This is a genomic window from Yoonia sp. (assembly GCF_046498525.1).
Taxonomy (GTDB): Bacteria; Pseudomonadota; Alphaproteobacteria; order Rhodobacterales; family Rhodobacteraceae; genus Yoonia.
Genome location: NZ_JAWOAN010000028.1, coordinates 1 through 16,218, shown reverse-complemented (window position 1 = coordinate 16,218; position 16,218 = coordinate 1). Strand labels below are relative to the sequence as shown.

Sequence of the window (16,218 nt, the reverse complement as noted above, 5' to 3'; positions counted from 1 at the left end):
ATCCCGACCAGCGAGTCGGGCTTCCCATCCTTCAATGTAGTTGAGCCAGACACCTGCGGATTTCTGGACTGCGACGCTGTAAGAATCTGTCGAAAGACTATCCCAAATAACAGCACGTTTCTCTACGGTGGCGAAGCGGGTCGGAACCCGTCGCTTCAGATACCAGGTCTTTCCGCGCAGGACAGGTTGTGACATCTTCGCACCCCTTAACATTTATGCTGTGTAGCAAAATGTGGTGCAGAATGGGTAGCAAAACAAGAACTAGGAGAGAGCGGACCTCCTAAACACACCATAAAGTCTTTGATTTAAAAGGAGATTTAAGCCAAATACACCAAGATGGGTGGCGGAGACGAAGGGATTCGAACCCTCGAGACGGTTTCCCGCCTACTCCCTTAGCAGGGGAGCGCCTTCGACCACTCGGCCACGTCTCCACTGACGCGTATAGCCGCGCAAACATCAGGTTTACAAGGCGTTTTCTTGCTCTTTTTGATTTTATTGGGACAGGGCGAATTTGGTAGGAAGCAACAGCTTGCTACACCGTTTTCAGGCAAGGTCTGGTCATTTTTAGGCGGCGTTTGCCAATGAGAATAAAGGCGATAGGGCAAGTTTCTTGGTCAATTTGCGCGAAGGACGAAGTTGCTCTTTTCGACAGTTCTCAAGCGTCGATTGAATGACGCAGGACCCGGTTTTGTTCAGGCGTATTGTAAGGTCTGCATGATGCGGGCCAAATTTACCTATGCTGCAACATTGCGAAAACATCACATATAAAGTAGAACAAATAGTGAACATTAAAATGGATTCGGTGTCGTGTATGGGGTCGCTGCGTATGCACAAAGCTTTGGCCGGGCAGGGGGAATACCCTGCCGTGATGCCTCATACCCTGTCGGAGGCTTTTGCTTGCACCCCGACGGACGCCAGTGCTGTGGGTTTTGTCTTGTCGCGGCTGCCGCGCACCAATGCCCCGATCCTTTGGGTGCAGGACCGTTTGTCGCGCAAAGAGGCTGGTCGTCCTGCGCTGGCGGGCATCGGGGCCGATCGTCCAGTGATTATGGTCGATCTGTCCCGCGCCGTGGATGTGCTTTGGGCGATGGAAGACGGGTTGCGTTGTTGTGCGCTGGCCGCTGTTATTGGCGAGGTCTGGGGCGATCCGCCAGCCCTCGATTTTACCGCAACCAAGCGGTTGGCCCTGCGTGCGGAGGCGGCGGATGTCTCTTGCTGGCTCATTCGCCGCGCTGCCAGCCCCTATCTGAGTGCGGCGCGCGACCGCTGGCGCATTGCCAGCCTGCCATCTGTGGCACATCCCCACGATGTCCATGCGCCGGGTGCGCCGCGCTGGTCACTGGATCTGTTCCGCTCGCGTCGCGCCAAGCCGGGGCAATGGGTGGCCACCTATGACCGGGCGGCGGATCGTGTCCATTTCGCTGCCCCATCTCGCGATCGAGCGGTGGATGCGGGTGATGGAGCGGTGCGGGAACGCGCCGCCGGATGATATCCCTGTCGTGCTGGCCCGCGAAGGGCAGCATGGGCCTGTGATCCATGCAGCCAACCGCATAGCCCGGCTGGAGGGGATTCGCCCCGGATCACGCGTTGCCGATATGCGCGCCATTTGCCCCGAATTGCAGGTCGAATATGCTGATGAGGCGGGTGATCATGCCGCCCTTGACCGTCTGGTGCTTTGGGCGCGTCGCTGGTGCCCCTGGACGGTGCGTGACGGCAATGACGGGCTGATTCTGGACACCACCGGGGCCGATCATCTTTGGGGAGGAGAGGCCGCGATGCTGGTCGAGATGGAAACGCAACTGTCCCTGCTGGGTCTGACCGCACGGCTGGCGATGGCACCAACATGGGGCGCGGCCTGGGCCTTGGCGCGGTATGGTCCTGTGCGCGCCATCTGTGGACCGGATGAGGCCCATTTCAAGCTGGGTCCGCTGCCTGTGAGTGGCCTGCGGCTGGATGACCCGACCCTGCTTTTGCTGCGCCGTCTGGGATTGAAAACCATCGGTGCCGTCATGGATGTGCCCCGCCTGTCTCTGACCCGCCGTTTCGTGAAGGCCGGTTTGCAGGCCAATCCGTTGATGCGGCTGGATCAGGTGATGGGCAGGCTGGCCGAACCTGTCTCAAGTGTCGAGGCGAGGCCCGTGATCCGTACGCAGGCGCGTCTGGCCGAGCCGATCTTTGATCCAACGCCGCATTTGCCGGAGCTCTGCGAAGACCTTTGTGACCAGCTCAACTATGCAGGGTTAGGCTGTCGCCGCCTGCATCTGACGGTTTACAAAACCGATGGCGATGTCAGCTATGTGGATGTCGCGACCTCTGCCCCGACCTGCGATCCGGCGCATCTGCACAGCCTGTTTCGCGACAAGGTGGAACGGATCAATCCCGGTTTCGGCTTTGATCTGATTACCCTCGCGGCCGGTGCTGTCGAAGAGATGGCGGACAAGCAGACCCGTCTGGATGGCGCATCGGAAGATGATCTGCACCTGACCCGGTTGATTGACCGGCTGAGCGCCAAATTTGGCCCTCGTGCCGTCACCCGCCCTGTTTTGCGCCAAAGCCATGTGCCCGAAAGGGCCGAGGCGCAGGTTGCTGCCTTGGCGGATCACTTTGAGGAGACGGCGATCTTGCCCAAGGAGCGCCCCTTGCGCTTACTGGATCACCCCGAAGAGGTGCGTGTGCTTTATGCTGTCCCCGAAGGCCCGCCGGCACAGTTCGTCTGGCGCAGGCAAACCCATCGGGTGACCCGCTATGCCGGACCGGAACGGATCGCGCCGGAATGGTGGCATGACCGCTCCGGCACACGGTTGCGTGATTATTTCAAGGTCGAGGATCAGACAGGACAGCGGCTGTGGCTGTACCGTGAAGGTCTGCACGAGGACGGGCGCGGGGGCGATCCGCGCTGGTTTGTGCATGGGATGTTTGCGTGATGGTCGGGGATGGCGTTTGTTGATGGTTTGGGATGCCTCCGGCGGGAGTTTTTTGGCCAAGATGAAGGGGCAAGAGGGCGGTCCCCATGCCTGAAAATGACCACCAGCATCCCCGCCACACTTTGGAGGAAGACGACTTTCCCCCAAACCCACGTGCGCCCTTTGTCGAACTGGGCCTGACCACCTGTTTTTCCTTCCTGCGCGGCGCGTCAGATGCGGTGGATTTGGCCGCAACCGCTTGGGCGCAGGGCTATGATGCGCTGGGCTGCGCGGACCTCAATACGATGGCGGGAGTGGTCCGCCTGCATACGGAAGCCACCAAAGCCAACATCCGTCCTGTTATCGGGTGCCGGTTGTGCCTGATAACTGGTGAAACCTTTCTTGCCTACCCCCGCGACCGCGCAGCCTATGGGCGGCTGTGCACATTGTTGTCCAAGGGCAAGATGAATGGGATCGATGGTGCGTGGCAAGACAAGGGCGTCTGCGACATGACGCTTGATGATCTGGCAAAACACAGCGCAGGTCTCCAACTGATCGCCATTCCCGGTGATAATCTGGGCCATTTCAGCGCCGGCCTGCGGCGGCTGGTCCGCGCCTTGCCGACGATGAAGCACATCGCGGCCAGCTACCTTTATCGCGGCGATGACCGGGCGCGGATCAATCAGTTGGACAAGTTGGCGCACGACTACGGGCTGTCGATCCTCGCGACCAATGATGTGCATTATCACGCCCCGGAGCGGCGGCCTTTACAGGATGTGATGACTTGCATCTTGCATAAGACCACGATCCGACAGGCGGGTTTTCTGCTGGATGCCAATGCCGAAAGGTACCTTAAATCGCCCGCCCATATGGTGCGGCTTTTTGCCGAATGGCCCCATGCGATCAACGCTACGCGCGATGTGGCGGATGCCTGCGATTTCAATCTGACCGAACTGGCCTATGAATATCCGCGCGAAACGGTACCCGAGGGCTATACTCCGCAAGAATATCTTGAAGAACTGACGTGGAAGGGCGCGCAAGAGCGCTATCCGGGTGGCGTGCCGGATGCGATCAAGGAAACCCTTCGCAAGGAACTTGCGTTGATCAAAAAGCTCGACATTGCCCAGTATTTCCTAACCATCGAGCAGATTGTCGATTTCGCGCGCCACCAGACCAAACCGGAAATCCTGTGTCAGGGTAGGGGGTCTGCGGCGAATTCGGCCGTGTGTTACGTGCTTGGCATCACAGCCGTTGATCCCGACAAGAACGACTTGTTGTTCGAACGCTTCATCAGCGAGGAACGCAAAGAGCCCCCTGATATCGACGTCGATTTTGAACATGAACGCCGCGAAGAGGTGATTCAGCATATCTATGACAAATACGGGCGGAACCGCGCGGCCCTTTGCGCTACCGTGATCCACTACCGTCCGCGCATGGCCGTGCGCGAAGTGGGTAAGGTCATGGGCCTGTCCGAGGATATCACCACCGCACTGGCCAAAACGATCTGGGGGTCATGGGGGCGCGAAGTGGGCGCGCGCGAAGCGGCAGAGGCGGGGATCGACCTGAAGGATCCGCTGATGGCACGCACCATCAAACTGGCCGATCAGATGATCGGGATGCCCCGCCATCTGGGCCAGCATGTGGGTGGCTTCATCCTGACCGAAAAGCCACTGACGGAAACGGTGCCTATCGGCAATGGTGCGATGCCGGATCGGAGTTTCATCGAATGGGACAAGGACGATATTGACGAGCTGCGCATCCTGAAGGTCGATGTGCTGGCGCTGGGCATGTTGACATGTATCCGCAAGGCCTTTGATCTGATCGACGCGCACTACGGCAAGCGTTTCACCCTTGCCACCGTTCCGCAAGAAGACCCGGATGTCTATGACATGCTGTGCCGTGGCGACAGTCTGGGGACATTTCAGGTCGAAAGCCGCGCACAGATGAACATGCTGCCACGGCTGAAACCGCGCGAATTCTACGATCTGGTGATACAGGTCGCCATCGTGCGGCCCGGCCCCATTCAGGGGGATATGGTACACCCCTATCTGCGCAGGCGCAGCGGCAAGGAAGCTACGGAATACCCATCACCCGCGCCACCCAATGACCCTGATGAATTGCGCAAGGTGCTGGGCCGGACATTGGGTGTGCCGATCTTTCAGGAACAGGCGATGAAGATCGCCATGGTCGCGGCCGAATTTTCAACCAGGGAAGCCAATGAGCTGCGCAAGGCGATGGCGACATTCCGGTCCAAGGGGACGATTGGCGCGTTGGAGGACAAGATGGTCAGCCGGATGATCAAACGCGGTTACGCGCCCGAATTCGCGGCTCGTTGCTTCAACCAGATCAAGGGGTTTGGCGATTATGGGTTCCCCGAAAGCCATGCGGCCAGTTTTGCGCATCTGGTCTACATTTCTTGCTGGATCAAACGCCACTACCCGGATGTGTTCTGTGCGGCCTTGCTGAATTCGCAACCGATGGGGTTTTATGCTCCCGCCCAGATTGTGCGCGATGCCCGCGAACATCAGGTAATCGTGCGCGCGGCGGATGCGAATTATTCCGATTGGGACAATACGCTTGAACCCGTCAGCCTCGGCGTCTTTGCCGTGCGGTTGGGCCTGCGCCAGATTGAAGGGATGCGGCGGGATATGGGGCAGCGTGTGATGGATGCGCGTGCTGCACCTTTCACGGATCTGCAAGACCTCAAGGAACGCGCGCGGCTGGATGCGGGTACCATACGCAAATTGGCGGCGGCGGATGCGGTGCGGTCAATGACGCTGGACCGGCGGCAGGCGCTTTGGGATGCGCGGGCCTTGCGCGATGCACCGGATTTGCCGCTTTTTGCACAGAAGCGCGATGAAGGCGAAGAGGTCCGCTTTGATCTCCCGCAAATGCCTGTCTGTGAACATGTGGTCGCCGACTATCAAACCATGCGGCTGTCGCTGAAAGCGCATCCGATGTCTTTCCTGCGGCGCAGTATGGACAAGCAGGGTTATACACCCACCGCCCGTCTGGACCGCATGCGGGGCGGTCAGCTGATCAAACTGGCTGGCATCGTCCTGATCCGGCAGCGCCCGGGAAGCGCCAAGGGGGTCTGTTTCATTACGCTGGAAGATGAAACCGGCGTAGCCAATCTGGTTGTCTGGCCCAAGGTGATGGAGGCTTATCGCAAGGTGATCATGCGCGCCCGTGTCATTGACGTGCGCGGCGTGGTACAGCGCAGCGAAGACGTGGTTCACGTGGTTGCTGATAACCTAACAGACCGCAGCGATGCATTGGAGCGATTATCGCATGACCGGATGGAGGCACCCTTGGCACGGGCCGATGAGGTCAAGAAATCCATTCCCCATGATCCGCGCGCAAAGCACCCGCGCGATGTCCGCGTGATACCGAAATCGCGGGACTTTCACTGATCTGCGAAGCGCTCTAGGGTTCAGCAGGCACAAAAGACAAAGGCAGATATGCGGCTTAACCTCAAACAACTCGAAGCCTTTGTCTGGGTCGCTGATTTGCAAAGCTTCCGGCGCGCGGCAGAGCGTTTGAATACCACGCAGCCCAATATCTCTGCGCGGATTGCCGGGCTGGAGCAGGCGCTGGGTACGACCTTGATGACACGCGATGCAGGCTCTGTGCGGCTGACCGGAAAGGGGCAGGATCTGTTGACCCACGCCCGCAGGGTGCTTGATGCGACCGATGCGCTGGTCGTGGCAGCCGACCGAAAGGAACTGATCGAAGGAACGCTCCGCCTTGGCGTGACCGAGATGATTGTGCACACATGGTTGCGCGATTACATGCGGCGCCTGAAAGATGTCTACCCGCGCCTGACAGTTGAATTGACAGTCGATTTTTCGGTCAATCTTGAAAAGGGTCTTGCCGAACGCACCCTTGATCTGGCGCTACAGAACGAACCGTTCAGCCGCCTTGCCACCGGCCAGCTTGAGATCGGGGCGTATGATCTTATCTGGGTGGCCTCTCCTGATCTCGGGCTCGAGAAAAGGCAGACGATCGAAACACTGGCGGCACAACCCATCCTGACGCACGCACGCGACACACGGCTTTATGAAGAGGTCGCCGCCCACTTCGGGTCGCGCCGAGATCTGGCGCCGCGCCTCGTGCCATCCACCAATCTTGACGCATGTCAGACCATGACGATCGATGGCATGGGCATCGCCGTTCTGCCTGTCGCAATGGTGGACCGCGACATCGCAAAAGGGATGCTGGTGCAGCTTGACTATAACTGGACGCCTGAACCTCTGCATTTCTTCGCCCGCTATGATGAAGAGCGCGCGCCGCGCTTTGTCGCAGAGGCGGCCATGCTTGCGGTGCGGGTTGCAAAGGATAAATAAATTCGATCCTTTATATTACTTTAAACAATTGGAAGTGATTAAGGCACTGCATTAGCCTCGACGTGGAAATCAGGGGGTAGCAGACATGCAAAATGACATTCGCATGGGCGTCGATATTGGTGGGACCTTCACGGATGTCGTGCTCGAGGTTGGGACAGACCAGTTTTCAACCAAGATTCTGACCACCTATGCGGCGCCCGAGAATGCGATCATCGACGGGATGCATCAGGTTTGCGCCAAGGCTGGAACTACGCCTGCGCAAATCGAGCAGATCATCCATGGCACCACCTTGGCCACCAACGCGCTGATCGAACGTCGTGGGGCGAAGACCGCGCTGATCACTACCGAAGGCTTTCGCGATGTGATCGAGATGCGCACGGAGAGCCGTTTCGAGCAATATGACCTGAACCTGCAACTGCCGGAACCGCTTTTGCCGCGCCAGCACCGCTTTACCCTGAAGGAACGTGTCGATGCCCAAGGCAACGTCCTGATTGCATTGGACCGTGCAGATATCGAAGCGCTGGCCGATGAGATCACAACATACGGCTTTGAAAGCCTCGCCATAGGCCTGATCCACGCCTATCTCAATGACACGCACGAACGGATGATCCGAGATGTACTGGCAGATAAACTGCCCGGTGTGATGATCTCGCTGTCGTCCGAGGTGTCGCCGCAGATGCGCGAATACGAGCGGTTCAACACGACCGTTGCCAACGCCTATATCAAGCCGCTTATGAAGTCCTATCTGGGCCGTCTCGAAGGGCGGTTGGCGGATGAGGGTGCGCGCTGTCCGATCTTTTTGATGCATTCGGGTGGCGGGATCATCAGCTTGCAAAGTGCCGCTGATTTTCCGGTCCGTCTGGTCGAATCCGGTCCCGCCGGAGGCGCTGTTTTCGCAGCCAATATCGCGGCGCGCTTTGGTCTGGACAAGGTACTTTCCTTCGATATGGGTGGCACAACTGCAAAGATTTGCCTGATCAAGAACCAAACCCCCAAGACGGCACGGGTATTCGAGGTTGCCCGCACCTATCGCTTCAAGAAAGGGTCGGGGATGCCGATTTCGATCCCTGTCATTGATATGGTCGAGATCGGGGCAGGGGGCGGCAGCCTCGCGCATGTGGATGCCATGCACCAGATCCGCGTCGGGCCGGAAAGTGCGGCATCAGAGCCGGGACCGGCCTGTTATGGGCGGGGCGGTGAACGTCCGGCAGTCACCGACGCAGATCTTGCACTGGGCAAACTCGACCCCGACAACTTTGCAGGGGGCTCGATCAAACTGCACGCCGATGCTTCCGACAAGGCACTTGCCGCCTTGGGTGAACCGCTGCAGATGGATGCGCAAACGGCAGCTTTCGGCGTGGCCGAGGTGGTGGATGAAAACATGGCCAATGCCGCGCGCGTCCATGCTGTGGAAAACGGCGAAGACCTTGCCGATTATACCATGATCGCTTTTGGTGGTGCCGCGCCGCTGCATGCAGGCCGGCTCTGTGAAAAGCTGGGTGTGGACCGTTTGCTGGTGCCAACGGGGGCCGGTGTCGGGTCTGCCATCGGCTTTTTGCGCGCACCTTTCAGCTTTGAGGCGACCCGCAGTGTTTATATGAAACTGTCCGGTTTCGCGCCCGATACGGTGAAAGACCTGCTGCAGGAACTGGAAGCCGAGGCGACGGGATTTGTACGCACCTGCGATGCGCAAGCGCCGATCACGGCTGAATACAAAGTCTATATGCGCTACACCGGTCAGGGCTGGGAAATCCCGATCATGCTGAGCGCCGCGCAAGCCGTCAATCCGGATGCCGCGACCTTCCAGGCGTTGTTCGAGGCGGATTATACCACGCTCTTTGGGCGCACGGTTGCGGGCATGGATATCGAAATCACCGTTTGGGCGGTCAATGCGACGACGCAGGCTGCAGTACCTGATCCGCTTGCAGAAACGCCGGCCGGGGTCACGGGACAGGTTGCAGGCACACGCGCTCTTTTTGATCCCGTGGCAGGTGAAGCCAGCGATGCGGCCATCGTCTTGCGCAGCAGTCTGAATGCTGGCGATACCGTCAGAGGCCCCGCGTTGATCACCGAAGATGAAACCACAATCGTCGTGCCCGACAGCCGCACTGCCATTGCGCGTCCCGACGGCACGATCGACATCACGGAGAAACGGACATGAGCAACGTTGCCTATCAAGTCATGTGGAACCGCCTGATTTCTGTGGTCGAGGAACAGGCACAGGCGCTGGTGCGCACGGCCTTTTCAACTTCGGTGCGTGAAGCAGGCGATCTGTCGGCTGGTGTCTACAACGCCGAAGGCCTGATGCTGGCGCAGGCCGTCACCGGCACCCCCGGTCATGTCAATGCGATGGCCGATGCCGTCGCCCATTTCATCCGCCGCATCGGACGCCAAAACATCAACGAAGGGGACGTTTATATCACAAACGACCCGTGGGAAGGCACCGGCCATTTACACGATATTACCGTCGTCAGCCCGTCATTTCACAAGGGACGCCATGTGGGGTTTTTCGCATGTACGGCGCATGTCGTCGATATCGGGGGACGTGGCTTTGGTGCGGATGCGGCCAGCGTCTATGAAGAGGGCCTCCATATCCCGATCATGAAATTCGCGGATCGCGGCGTGGTAGATCACACCCTGATCAGGATCGTGCGTAGCAATGTCCGCGAACCTGATCAGGTGGTTGGTGACCTGTATGCGCTTGCCACCTGTAACGACATCGGCCACCGCCGCCTGACTGAAATGATGGACGAATTCGCGCTGACCGATCTGGAGGGGATCGGTGATTTCATCCTTGAAAATTCGCGCCGTGCCACGCTTGAACGGATCGCGGCATTGCCCCGCGAAACGGCGAGTGGTGCCATGCGGATTGACGGGTTCGACACACCCATTGATCTCAAGGTGAAGCTCGAGATCGCAGAAGACCGCATACATTGCGACTTCACAGGGACATCAGGTATCGACAAAAAGGGCATCAACGTGCCGCTAGTCTATACTAAGGCGTATGCGTGCTATGCGCTGAAATGCGCGATCGCGCCTGAAATCCCAAATAATGCAGCATCGCTTGCGCCGTTCGAAGTGTCGGCGCCTGAAGGCACCATCGTCAACGCCGTGCATCCCGCGCCTGTCGCGTTGCGCCATATCATTGGGCACATGATCCCCGATACGGTCTATGATGCGCTTGATAAAATTCTGCCCGCCACAGTGCCCGCCGAAGGGGCAGGGTGTCTGTGCAATTTCCAGGTTTCCCTGCGTCCAGTGCCGGGCAAACAGGGGCGGCGGTCCGAGGTGCTGACCTTCAACTCGGGTGGGGCCGGCGCACGGCCAACAGTGGACGGGCTGAATGCAACGGCCTTCCCCTCTGGCGTGATGACCATGCCGATCGAGGCAACCGAGCACACTGGCCCCGTGATCATCTGGCGCAAGGAACTGCGCCCCGATAGCGGGGGTGCAGGCAAGTTTCGTGGCGGTTTGGGCCAGTTCATGGAGGTCGGTGCCGCTGAAGGGCATGAATTCGATTTTTCGGCGATGTTCGACCGCGTGGATCACCCTGCACGCGGGCGGCAGGGTGGTGGCAATGGTGCTCCGACAATCATCGCGCAGGACGACGGCGCGGCGATGCAAGGCAAAGGCAAGCAATATGTGCCCAAAGGACGGCGTGTCATGCTCGCCCTGCCCGGCGGGGCGGGCTACGGCAAGGCATCCGACCGCGACACCGCACTGGTCGCAAGGGACCTTGCGCACGGCTATATTTCTGCTGAAGCTGCGAAAGAGGCGTATGGAATGAGCGCTGAGGCAGTGGACGCTGTTCTTTCTGCCGTCGCCAAGGGAGAAACCGGATAATGCAAGCGCCAGCGCAATCCAGCTATGATGTCGTGATCGTCGGTGGCGCAATGTATGGTGCGTCCGTTGCGTGGTTCCTGACGGACAATCCCGATTTTGATGGTTCCATCCTCGTTGTCGAACGGGATCCGAGCTATGAATTTGCTTCGACTTCGCACACCAATTCCTGCATGCGGCAACAGTTCAGCGAAGCAATCAACGTAAAGGTTTCCCAATTCGCCGCCGACTTTGTGAAAAACTTCCGCAACTACATGGGGGGTGATCCGCGTGTGCCGGATGTGGCGTTGCACAGTTATGGCTATATGTATCTCGCCGATAACGCGGCCTTTGCCGCGACATTGCGCGAGAACCAGAAACTGCAGGCGGCTTGCGGTGCGGGTACCAGACACATGACACCGGACGAGATCGCACGCGAATACCCGTTCTATAATCTAGATGGTATTATCGCGGGCAATCATAACCGCGTCGATGAAGGCTATTTCGACGGCAATACGCTTTTCGACTGGTGGAAACGGTCCGCCAAGGAACGTGGCGTGGAATATCTGACCAACGAAGTCATTGCGATGAACCGCAACGGGGCTGGCACCCGCGTGGAAAGCGTGATCCTCACATCCGGCGAAGTCGTCAGTTGTGGCACCGTTGTCAACGCATCCGGCCCACGTGCCGTCTTGACCAGTCGGATGGCCGGGATCGAAATTCCGGTGGAGCCGCGCAAACGTTATTCTTTCGTGTTCGAGGCCGCACGCCCTCTGGATCGTGATCTGCCGCTCACGATTGATCCTTCAGGTGTACATATGCGCAGTGACGGCACTTATTATCTGGCCGGTTGCCCGCCGGATGATGACCGCGCGGTAGACTATGATGACTTTGTTCAGGACCATAGCATCTGGGAAGATAAGGTCTGGCCGGTTCTTGCCGCGCGTATTCCGCAATTCGAGGCAATCAAACTGCGCAATTCATGGGCGGGACACTATGCTTACAACACCTTCGATCAGAACGCGATTTTGGGGCCGCACACAAAGGTCGGTAATTTCATTTTTGTGAACGGGTTTTCGGGTCATGGCTTCCAGCAATCACCGGCGATGGGGCGCGGCACCGCAGAATTCATCACCTATGGCGAATACCGTGCGCTTGACCTGCGCCCGTTCCACTTTGACCGGATTGTGAATGGCGAGAAGTTCGTGGAAAAGGCCGTCATTTGAAATTGCGGGCGCAGACGCGCCGCGACATGAAAGGAAAAAACATGAAAAAACTTGTTCTGACAGGAGCGGCAGGCCGCCTCGGATCTTATCTGCGCGAGCCGCTGACAAAGATGTGTGATGCGCTGGTCTCGACCGATATCGCGGATGATATCGGCAAGCTTTATGATGGCGAGAGCTATGTGAAGGCGGATCTTTCCAACCTTGATGCGATGCTCAAGGTGATCGAGGGCGCTGATATGGTCGTGCATTTCGGGGCGATCGGGGATGAAGCCGCTTGGGACGACATCCTGCAATCCAACATCGTCGGGGCCTACAACGTCTGGGAAGCCGCCTATCGCTGTGGTGTCAAACGTGTGGTCTATGCCAGTTCCGTTCATGCGGTCGGGATGCACAAGAAGACCGATACCATCGGCCTTGATGCCCCGCACCGCCCCGATACCTATTACGGCCTTGCCAAATGCTTTTCCGAAGACCTCGCCAGCCTTTACTGGGACAAACGCGGGATCGAGAGCGTTTGCATGCGTATCTTTTCCTGTGCGCAGGCGACGAACGCGCGCAGCATTGGCACTTGGCTGTCCTATGACGACCTGATCCATCTGGTCGAACGTTCCATCGACAGCCCCGTGGTCGGGTTCACGATTGTTTACGGCATCTCCAATAATGATCGTGCCGTGGTGGATAATACCAAAGCCGGGCATTTAGGGTACCGCCCCAAGGACAATGCCGAAGTCTTCGCCAAAGAGGTGTTTGCCGATACTCCCCCGCTCGACAACAAGGACCTTTCCAATCTATGCATCGGCGGGCCGTTTGCGACCGTGGAGTTGGGCAATTCTGGTGTGGCGGCACTGGGGGTCGTGGACGACCGCAAGGAAACCTAAGGTTTCGCGCGGCCGCCGTGGGCCACCCACATGCCTGCCATTATCAGGCCGACACCCAAGGTGCGCGCCCACAATTGACCGGGCGCGCCCATGATCATGTCAAGGATGACACCTGAAACCATCTGTCCTGCGATAATCAGCAGGGCGGTTTGGGCGGCGCCGATGCGGGCAATCAGCCAACTGCCGGCGGCGATGAAAACCACGCCTACCGGTCCGCCAAGGTAGGCCCACCAAGGCGATGCCTCGGGCGCGCCTGCAAAAAGGCCACCGATAAGAAGCGCGGCAATCGTGATAAAGACCAGCCCGACGATATGGTTCCAGAACGAAGATTCCATTGCCGAAGTGGACAGCGCCAAGCGTCCGTTGATCTGACGGCTGAGCGACACAAGGACACCCGCAATGATCGCAAGTGCAGCAAACCAGATCATGATCTGCCACCGAAGAAAATGAGGATCAGGCTCCCCGCGATGATCAATGCCAATGCGACGAAATCGCGCTGAACCGGCGTGCGCTGTGGTAAACCGAAAAGCCCGCGCATGTCTGCGAAAAGGCTGAATACCATCTGTCCTGCCAGACCAAGAGCAATGGTTCCTGACAAAGCCAGCGCGCTGTTCAGCGTTGCAGAGGTCAACATGACGGTCACGGCACCGGATACGCCACCCAGATAGACCCAGAGCGGCGGGCGCGCTGCCTGTACCCGCTTTGGTTTCAGGAAAATCAATAACAACAAGGCCGCGACAGTTCCGGTCAGGTGCGGCACCCATGACGCAAAAAACAACGAGCCATAAGCCGCCAACGTGCCGTTGAACAGCACCATCAAAGACAAAAGCCCGCCCGCGCCAAAGGCGGCTGCAAAATAGAGAACGTCTCTGGTGTGTGGCGGTTGCGACATGGCCGCTGGTGTCTAGTCTTTCGGGGTGGAACGCAATTGCTGTTGATGCCTGATCGCGCCGAAATATTGCTTTGGCTGATCGGGGCGCGATGACTTCACGTCATGCAACTGACGCACTAGCCTGCGGTTTGGTGGTGACAGCCACAGTGCCGCATAGCGCGACATCCATATTGGAAGGACCTCGACCGCATGTGCGTGGAGTACCATGCGTTTTTCATGTGCGCCTAGGGCCTCAAAGGGAATTGCGCAATGTTCCTTACGCATCAGATCAACGCAGAGGGGCACAAGTTGGGGCGGCGCATCCGGTGACGGTGGAGCGGTAAGCGCGGATTGATAAATATCAGTCAACTCGCAGTTCAGTGCAGCGAAGCGACGCTTCACGACCTGATGTCCGGTGAGCCACAATGCCGCCAAACTCATTAACAAAACGACCGAGATACCAGGCAAGCTAAGTCCTTCCTTACCGCCCCACCATACTGCATATAGTATGCATTTGACTGGAATGGGACGGAAATTGTACAATGTTAAGTCTATCAGATAACACAGTTTGAACAACGCGGGGTTCGTCGTTGACACCCAGCGAATCCACTTTATAAGCCGTCATTCATTGGTGTTGGTGGCCCGCGCAAGCGGAACCCTGTCGCCCCGGCAAAATCCGGGGAAAGGACAACGCCCTTCGCAATATAAAGAAGGAGATCAGCATATGACAAAACGTACCGCTGCCAAGTTTAAACTCGACCGCCGGATGGGTGAAAACATCTGGGGCCGCCCGAAATCCCCCGTGAACCGTCGTGAATATGGCCCTGGCCAGCACGGTCAGCGTCGCAAGGGCAAGCTGTCCGACTTCGGCATCCAGTTGCGCGCGAAGCAAAAGCTGAAAGGTTACTACGGCGACCTGACAGAAAAGCAGTTTCGCCGCATCTTCGGCGAGGCCGAGCGTGTGAAGGGTGACACCGGTGAAAACCTGATCGGCCTGCTCGAACGTCGTTTGGACGCCGTTGTTTACCGTGCCAAGTTCGTGCCAACCGTTTTCGCGGCACGCCAGTTCGTGAACCACGGCCACGTCACAGTGAACGGCAAGCGCGTGAACATCCCGTCGTTCCGCGTGAAAGAGGGCGACGTGATCGAAGTGCGTCAGAAATCCAAGCAGCTTGAACTGGTGCTGGTTGCATCCCAATTGCCAGAGCGTGATGTGCCTGACTACATGGACGTCGACCACAACAAGATGACTGCGACGTTCACACGCACACCCGCTCTGGGCGATGTGCCTTATCCGGTGACGATGGAACCAAACCTCGTTGTCGAATTCTACGCCAAGAACTGATACCTGATCTTGTCGGAATTTGTCTCCGATCTGATCGGGGCTATGTTGCAAAGGCCACGCCCCAAGGGTGTGGCCTTTTTGAATAGACCGTTACTACGCTTCGCCCGCTTCAAGACAAAAGGTGCTGCACATGTCCACTCATCCCACCCATGGTCGTATTGATGGCCACATCGTCATGATCGGTTTCGGATCGATCGGCAAAGGAACCTTGCCGCTGATCCAGCGACATTTCGATTATGATCCTGATAAGTTTAGTGTGATTGACCCGAACCCCGAAAGTGCCGCTTTTCTTGCCGAACAGGGGATCACGCATCATCAGGTCGCCCTGACGCCGGAAAACTACCGGCAGATGCTGGGCGATCTGTTTCCTGATGGCAAGGGTTTCTGCGTGAACCTGTCGGTTGATACCTCCTCGCTCGATCTGATGAAATACTGCCGCGAGATCGGGGTGCTTTATATCGACACTGTCGTCGAACCATGGGCGGGTTTCTATTTTGACACGACCGACAACGCGGAACGCACGAATTATGCACTGCGCCAGAAGGTGCGCGACGAAAAGGCCGCCAACCCCGGCGGGCCGACTGCGGTCAGTTGCTGTGGGGCCAACCCCGGTATGGTCAGCTGGTTTGTCAAAGAGGGCCTGATGACCATCGCCAATGATCTGGGCCGCGATGACCCCGTGCCTGTGGATCGCGCCGGTTGGGCGGCGTTGATGCAGTCGCTTGGCGTGAAGGGTGTGCATATCGCAGAACGCGACACGCAGGCGCGCGCCAAGCCGCGGCCCCGCGATGTCTTTGTGAATACATGGTCCGTCGAAGGGTTCATCGCCG

At 58.2% G+C, this 16,218-nt stretch carries 14 protein-coding genes and 1 tRNA gene; 10 read left to right on the top strand and 5 right to left on the bottom strand.

Annotation, left to right across the window (positions count from 1 at the left end; genetic code table 11):
- The coding region (locus R6T97_RS02005) for a DUF6538 domain-containing protein (RefSeq protein ID WP_410347640.1) at nt 1-195 on the bottom strand (195 nt) is incomplete at its 3' end.
- Nucleotides 196-341: 146 nt separating this feature from the next.
- A tRNA-Ser gene (locus R6T97_RS02000) sits at nt 342-431 on the bottom strand.
- Between the two features lie 395 nt (nt 432-826).
- On the opposite strand from R6T97_RS02000, the gene R6T97_RS01995 reads away from it, so the two are divergent.
- The 8 genes from R6T97_RS01995 (at nt 827) to R6T97_RS01960 (ending at nt 13,172) form a co-directional block, all read left to right on the top strand.
- Complete coding sequence (locus tag R6T97_RS01995; protein WP_410347639.1) at nt 827-1,489, top strand: ImuA family protein; 663 nt, start codon at nt 827-829, stop codon at nt 1,487-1,489.
- Nucleotides 1,458-2,924, top strand: a complete 1,467-nt coding sequence (locus R6T97_RS01990) for a Y-family DNA polymerase (protein ID WP_410347641.1) — start codon at nt 1,458-1,460, stop codon at nt 2,922-2,924. The genes R6T97_RS01995 and R6T97_RS01990 overlap by 32 nt, the downstream gene beginning before the upstream one ends.
- 86 nt (nt 2,925-3,010) lie before the next feature.
- Nucleotides 3,011-6,316 (top strand): error-prone DNA polymerase, encoded by a 3,306-nt coding sequence (locus R6T97_RS01985; RefSeq protein WP_410347638.1) that lies wholly within the window; start codon nt 3,011-3,013, stop codon nt 6,314-6,316.
- 48 nt (nt 6,317-6,364) lie between these two features.
- Nucleotides 6,365-7,249, top strand: coding sequence for a LysR family transcriptional regulator (locus R6T97_RS01980; RefSeq protein ID WP_410347637.1), 885 nt, complete (start codon nt 6,365-6,367; stop codon nt 7,247-7,249).
- A gap of 85 nt (nt 7,250-7,334) precedes the next feature.
- Entirely contained in the window at nt 7,335-9,410 is a 2,076-nt protein-coding gene (locus tag R6T97_RS01975; RefSeq protein ID WP_410347636.1) for a hydantoinase/oxoprolinase family protein, read from the top strand.
- Complete coding sequence (locus R6T97_RS01970) at nt 9,407-11,092, top strand: hydantoinase B/oxoprolinase family protein (protein ID WP_410347635.1); 1,686 nt, start codon at nt 9,407-9,409, stop codon at nt 11,090-11,092. Before R6T97_RS01975 ends, R6T97_RS01970 begins: the two co-directional genes overlap by 4 nt.
- Entirely contained in the window at nt 11,092-12,294 is a 1,203-nt protein-coding gene (locus tag R6T97_RS01965) for an NAD(P)/FAD-dependent oxidoreductase (protein WP_410347634.1), read from the top strand. Before R6T97_RS01970 ends, R6T97_RS01965 begins: the two co-directional genes overlap by 1 nt.
- 41 nt (nt 12,295-12,335) lie before the next feature.
- On the top strand, nt 12,336-13,172 hold the full coding sequence (locus R6T97_RS01960; RefSeq protein ID WP_410347633.1) for an NAD-dependent epimerase/dehydratase family protein: 837 nt from the start codon (nt 12,336-12,338) through the stop codon (nt 13,170-13,172).
- On the opposite strand, the gene R6T97_RS01955 is transcribed toward R6T97_RS01960, so the two are convergent.
- Genes R6T97_RS01955 through R6T97_RS01945 form a run of 3 tightly spaced genes read right to left on the bottom strand, consistent with a single transcriptional unit; the run spans nt 13,169 to nt 14,511 of the window.
- On the bottom strand, nt 13,169-13,600 hold the full coding sequence (locus tag R6T97_RS01955; RefSeq protein WP_410347632.1) for a DMT family transporter: 432 nt from the start codon (nt 13,598-13,600) through the stop codon (nt 13,169-13,171). The two genes, R6T97_RS01960 and R6T97_RS01955, sit on opposite strands and share 4 nt — an antisense overlap.
- Nucleotides 13,597-14,064 (bottom strand): DMT family transporter, encoded by a 468-nt coding sequence (locus tag R6T97_RS01950; protein ID WP_410347631.1) that lies wholly within the window; start codon nt 14,062-14,064, stop codon nt 13,597-13,599. Before R6T97_RS01950 ends, R6T97_RS01955 begins: the two co-directional genes overlap by 4 nt.
- Nucleotides 14,065-14,076: 12 nt before the next feature.
- On the bottom strand, nt 14,077-14,511 hold the full coding sequence (locus tag R6T97_RS01945) for a hypothetical protein (RefSeq protein ID WP_410347630.1): 435 nt from the start codon (nt 14,509-14,511) through the stop codon (nt 14,077-14,079).
- Nucleotides 14,512-14,767: 256 nt separating this feature from the next.
- Between R6T97_RS01945 and rpsD the strand changes: the two genes are divergently transcribed.
- Entirely contained in the window at nt 14,768-15,388 is a 621-nt protein-coding gene (rpsD, locus tag R6T97_RS01940; RefSeq protein WP_410347629.1) for a 30S ribosomal protein S4, read from the top strand.
- Nucleotides 15,389-15,518: 130 nt separating this feature from the next.
- A partial coding sequence (locus tag R6T97_RS01935; protein WP_410347628.1) for a saccharopine dehydrogenase NADP-binding domain-containing protein occupies nt 15,519-16,218 on the top strand: 700 nt, incomplete at its 3' end.

What these genes read in the sequence shown, in the direction of transcription:
- R6T97_RS01995 (WP_410347639.1), top strand. Translation starts at nt 827, where the DNA reads ATGCACAAAGCTTTGGCCGGGCAGGGGGAATACCCTGCCGTGATGCCT.
- R6T97_RS01990 (WP_410347641.1), top strand. Translation starts at nt 1,458, where the DNA reads ATGGAGCGGTGCGGGAACGCGCCGCCGGATGATATCCCTGTCGTGCTG.
- R6T97_RS01985 (WP_410347638.1), top strand. Translation starts at nt 3,011, where the DNA reads ATGCCTGAAAATGACCACCAGCATCCCCGCCACACTTTGGAGGAAGAC.
- R6T97_RS01980 (WP_410347637.1), top strand. Translation starts at nt 6,365, where the DNA reads ATGCGGCTTAACCTCAAACAACTCGAAGCCTTTGTCTGGGTCGCTGAT.
- R6T97_RS01975 (WP_410347636.1), top strand. Translation starts at nt 7,335, where the DNA reads ATGCAAAATGACATTCGCATGGGCGTCGATATTGGTGGGACCTTCACG.
- R6T97_RS01970 (WP_410347635.1), top strand. Translation starts at nt 9,407, where the DNA reads ATGAGCAACGTTGCCTATCAAGTCATGTGGAACCGCCTGATTTCTGTG.
- R6T97_RS01965 (WP_410347634.1), top strand. Translation starts at nt 11,092, where the DNA reads ATGCAAGCGCCAGCGCAATCCAGCTATGATGTCGTGATCGTCGGTGGC.
- R6T97_RS01960 (WP_410347633.1), top strand. Translation starts at nt 12,336, where the DNA reads ATGAAAAAACTTGTTCTGACAGGAGCGGCAGGCCGCCTCGGATCTTAT.
- R6T97_RS01955 (WP_410347632.1), bottom strand. Translation starts at nt 13,600, where the DNA reads ATGATCTGGTTTGCTGCACTTGCGATCATTGCGGGTGTCCTTGTGTCG.
- R6T97_RS01950 (WP_410347631.1), bottom strand. Translation starts at nt 14,064, where the DNA reads ATGTCGCAACCGCCACACACCAGAGACGTTCTCTATTTTGCAGCCGCC.
- rpsD (WP_410347629.1), top strand. Translation starts at nt 14,768, where the DNA reads ATGACAAAACGTACCGCTGCCAAGTTTAAACTCGACCGCCGGATGGGT.